The organism is Brevundimonas sp. UBA7534 (genome assembly GCF_002479325.1).
In the GTDB taxonomy this organism is placed as follows: Bacteria; Pseudomonadota; Alphaproteobacteria; order Caulobacterales; family Caulobacteraceae; genus Brevundimonas.
In genome coordinates this window covers 1-3,646 of sequence record NZ_DLMO01000163.1, presented here as the reverse complement: position 1 = coordinate 3,646, position 3,646 = coordinate 1, and the positions used below count along the sequence as shown (strand labels likewise).

Annotated in this window: 5 protein-coding genes and 1 pseudogene; 2 read left to right on the top strand and 4 right to left on the bottom strand. The window is 67.1% G+C overall.

Annotated elements, in window-relative coordinates; all coding sequences use genetic code 11:
- A pseudogene (locus tag B2U11_RS13885) lies at positions 1-232 on the top strand (acetate kinase); the annotation flags it as partial.
- A 49-nt stretch (positions 233-281) separates the two neighbouring features.
- Positions 282-1,640, top strand: a complete 1,359-nt coding sequence (locus B2U11_RS13880) for a hypothetical protein (RefSeq protein ID WP_292072557.1) — start codon at positions 282-284, stop codon at positions 1,638-1,640.
- On the opposite strand, the gene B2U11_RS13875 is transcribed toward B2U11_RS13880, so the two are convergent.
- From B2U11_RS13875 to B2U11_RS15780, 4 genes are all read right to left on the bottom strand, one after another.
- Positions 1,625-2,149 carry a hypothetical protein gene (locus B2U11_RS13875; RefSeq protein ID WP_292072555.1) on the bottom strand — a complete coding sequence of 175 codons (525 nt, stop codon included), beginning with the start codon at positions 2,147-2,149 and terminating at the stop codon, positions 1,625-1,627. The two genes, B2U11_RS13880 and B2U11_RS13875, sit on opposite strands and share 16 nt — an antisense overlap.
- Positions 2,150-2,400: 251 nt before the next feature.
- On the bottom strand, positions 2,401-2,694 hold the full coding sequence (locus B2U11_RS13870; RefSeq protein WP_292072552.1) for a hypothetical protein: 294 nt from the start codon (positions 2,692-2,694) through the stop codon (positions 2,401-2,403).
- 262 nt (positions 2,695-2,956) lie between these two features.
- A complete protein-coding gene (locus B2U11_RS13865; protein ID WP_292072550.1) occupies positions 2,957-3,217 on the bottom strand; it encodes a DUF5676 family membrane protein in 261 nt (86 codons plus the stop codon).
- A gap of 48 nt (positions 3,218-3,265) precedes the next feature.
- A complete protein-coding gene (locus B2U11_RS15780) occupies positions 3,266-3,436 on the bottom strand; it encodes a DUF2933 domain-containing protein (RefSeq protein WP_414632968.1) in 171 nt (56 codons plus the stop codon).
- Positions 3,437-3,646 lie beyond the last annotated feature (210 nt).

Below are 3,646 nucleotides of genomic sequence, written 5' to 3'. Positions count from 1 at the left end.
TCTCGACGGTCTGGTCTTCACCGCGGGCATCGGCGAGAATTCGCCGCGGATCCGCGCGGAGACCTGCGCACGGCTCGCCTGGTTGGGGGTCGAACTCGACCCGGCCGCCAATCGTCGCGGTTCTGGACGCCTGAGCCCGGTCGGCGCTCCCGTCACCGTCCGGATGATCCGCACAGATGAAGAACGCGTGATCGCCCGCCACACGTCGCGGCTGCTCGGCCTTGACCGGTGACCCGGCGCGGTTCACGCCGGTTCGCCGCCACAAGGAGGCCCGTTCATTGATGTCCGACCTGTCGCCCTCGGCCGGCTCCGTACGCGCAGACCAGCTAAACGGCGGCTGCTTCTGCGTGGGGGTGGATCAGACGGCCCTCGCGGCCGCGCTTGATCGTGAGACGGGGATCCCCGGATTTGCCGCGGACCTGGCGGAAACCCACCCCTGGCTGTTCGCGCGGTCCCCCGTCTTCCTGCCCGCGGAGACGCTCGACCGGATGATGGCCGTGGTCGCGGCCGCGGAAACGGCGGTAATGCTACCCGGCTATCGCGAAGCGGCGGCTGCATGGACGCCCCCGCTCGCACGTCGGGATCCCGGTCCTCATGGTGTCTTCATGGGGTATGACTTCCACGTCACGCCGTCCGGCCCCAAGCTCATCGAGATCAACACCAACGCCGGAGGCGCCTTCCTGAACGCGGTTCTCGCCCGCTCGCAGCAGATCTGTTGCGCCGGCGTCGTCGCCGGTGTCGAAACGCCCGGACCCGCTGCGTTCCAGCAGCAGGTCGGCGAGATGTTCCGTAAAGAGTGGCGACTGCAAAACGGGAAAGGGACGCCCGCAACGGTGGCCATCCTCGATGATGATCCGCAGGCGCAGCCGCTGTACCCGGAGTTCAGGCTCGCCCAGGCTCAGCTTCGGGCGGCCGGCCTTGAAGCCCTGGTCGCGGACCCTCGCGATCTGACGATCGTAGGTGATGCGCTGATGCTCGGCGGCGTCCGGGTGGACATCGTCTACAATCGCCTCGTCGATTTTCTGCTGGAGCAGCCGACCCATGCGGTCCTGAGGCAGGCCTATGAGCGAGGCCTGGTGGTGGTCACGCCCAACCCGCACATCTATAGCCGCCTCGCGGACAAGCAGAACCTCACCCTGCTGTCCGACCCCGACAGCCTGCGCAGCTGGGGACTGGCGGCGGAGCCGGCCGCGGTTCTTGCGGCGGCCGTTCCCCGCACCATCCTCGTACGGCCGGAAAACGCCGCCGAGCTCTGGGCGGACCGGCGCAACTGGTTCTTCAAGCCGGCCCGGGGCCACGCCAGCAAGGCGGCCTACCGCGGCGACAAACTCACCCGGCGGGTCTGGGAAGAGATCAGGAACGCCACCTACGTCGCCCAGACCTACGCCGCTCCGGGGGAACGACGCATCCCGCCCGCCGCCGAGCCGGTCAGTCTGAAGGTCGATGTGCGCCTCTACACCTACGGGGGGAGGATGCTGCTCGCGGCCGCCCGGCTCTACCAGGGGCAGACCACCAACATGCGCACGCCCGGCGGGGGTTTCGCGCCGGTCCTCGTTCTGCCGGAAGCCGTGGCCGACATTGATGAGTGCCGCGGCGCCGTCAAACCGTCACCCGGCGCGACCTGTCACGACCGTTCATAGGCGAAGACGGCCCTGACCGGATCATCACGCCGACCAGGGCGCGCCACGTGAAAGGTCAGCAGGTAGCGCCCGGGTCGCCGAAACGAGACATAGCCGCCGTAGGTGGCGAAACCGTCGAGGGGCATGAGTTCCAGCGGCCCGGCTCCGGGGCCGGGGTTATGTGGCCCGCTGATGCTCAGGGACACCTCGGCGTCATCGATGCGCCGGTTTGTTGCGGCGTCGAACACAGCGAGCGTGACGTGATCGGTCCCCGAAGGCGGCCCGTCGTGCATCCCGGACTCGGGGTGGGACCGGGGGTGAGCGGCCACGGTGGCGCTATCGACCACGCCATACTCAAGTCGCAGCCCGTCGACGGTCTGCGATTGACCGTCAAAGGTCTGCGACTGCCCGTCCACGGTCTGCGAGGGGGCATGGGAGGGCTCAGCCTGGCAGGACGCCAGCGACAGCGCCCCAAAGACGCCCAGCAGGAACGGGCGCGCCCTGTGGCGCAAGGAGTGGACGACAGACATCTTCCGGCCTTTTCGCGGTGATCGGAACTGAACGCTCATCGATCAATGACGCGCGCCCGCGCGCCGACATTACAGGACTTCCGTCCCCACACGGCCGGACGACCGCTTCGAACCCGCCTCTCCGGCGCAGGATGAGCCGGATCGCGGCTTCTGCTGGCCGAATGGATCACCGCCCAGTCCACCACCCGCCGATCATCGAGCCGGACCGCGTGCTGCAGCCCATTTGTTTCACTGAGGCGGATCAACCGGCGCTATTCGCCGAGCACCCGTCCCGCCAGATTGTAGCAGTGGGCTGTCAGCACGCCGAAAATTCCGCCCACGAGGAAGGCGCACAGGCTGCCAATCCCCAGCGCCGCGACAGAACCCACGGATTGGTCCGTGAGTTGCGTTGTGAACAGGCCGATGAAGGCGTCGGCGCCGGGCAGGCCCAGGGCGGCCCATATCCACCCGAGCACAAACAGCCATAGCGTCGCGAATGCGCCCGTGCTCGCGACGCGAAGGACATGCAGGCGGGTGCGTCGCGGAAGGACTTCGGCTTCAGTCATGGCGATCCTCCTTGAGGTTGGTCGGGTCGTCGACAATCGTCGGCCCGTGCTGGCCATGACGCGCGGCGAGCCTGGAGTTTACGGGGCCTGCACCCGGCATCGACGAAGGTGAGGGTGAACGGTCGTGACACGGGCGCCATGACGACGCCAGTCAGTGGTTTTCCACTCGTACTTCTCTTATCGGGTCTGCAACGGGCCCGTGACGCGCCCGCCAAGCGTCGCCCGATCCCGGGAGTCCCGAAAGCCCGATGGCCCTCCGCATCTAAACCCGACCCCAGCGCCGGTTCAGCCAGTTGTAGACGGGGCAAAAAACCAATCCGGCGTAGGCCCCGTAGAGAAAGCTCTCGGCAAGGCCCAACAGGAATCCGGGCCATGTCAGCCACTGGAAGGCGGGCAACAGCTGCTCCAGCAGAGCCTGCGCATGCAAATTCTCGGGCGCGATCAAACCGTAGACCACGCACAGGAGGAACGTCACGGACGCCCATATGCCGAGGGCCCAGCTCACAATTTTGGTGTCCATCATGCGGCGTTTCCTTCGATGCTTCTGCAACCTGGCCGGGCCCGATCCCGCTCAGTGGACATGGGGCGGTTTTCGGTCGTCCTCTCGCGAAACGCCGCCATCGCCGTCCTCCTCGGCTCGGCGCGACCCATGACCGCCGTGCCCGCCGTGCCCCACAAGGTGCAGCCCTAAGAAGGCCGCCCCGAACAGGAGCCAGGGCCAGTTGTCCACCACCCAATTCATCGGTCTTTCCTGGATCTTTCGGTGGAGCGTTCGGTCCGAGCTCCGGCATGGCCGAAGTCTTGTCAGGATCGCTCCGATGAACCCTATGACGCGGCCGATCCAGGCTCCTTACAAAACAGGGGGCGGATCACGCCGGGAGCGCTTCGGGCGCCGCCGCTTTTGGAAGCCCCGGGGCCAGATCCGTATCGCACGGAGAGATCGCGTCTCCGG

Excerpts from the sequence above, each read along its gene's own strand:
- B2U11_RS13880 (WP_292072557.1), top strand. The coding sequence starts at position 282 with ATGTCCGACCTGTCGCCCTCGGCCGGCTCCGTACGCGCAGACCAGCTA.
- B2U11_RS13875 (WP_292072555.1), bottom strand. The coding sequence starts at position 2,149 with ATGTCTGTCGTCCACTCCTTGCGCCACAGGGCGCGCCCGTTCCTGCTG.
- B2U11_RS13870 (WP_292072552.1), bottom strand. The coding sequence starts at position 2,694 with ATGACTGAAGCCGAAGTCCTTCCGCGACGCACCCGCCTGCATGTCCTT.
- B2U11_RS13865 (WP_292072550.1), bottom strand. The coding sequence starts at position 3,217 with ATGATGGACACCAAAATTGTGAGCTGGGCCCTCGGCATATGGGCGTCC.
- B2U11_RS15780 (WP_414632968.1), bottom strand. The coding sequence starts at position 3,436 with ATGAATTGGGTGGTGGACAACTGGCCCTGGCTCCTGTTCGGGGCGGCC.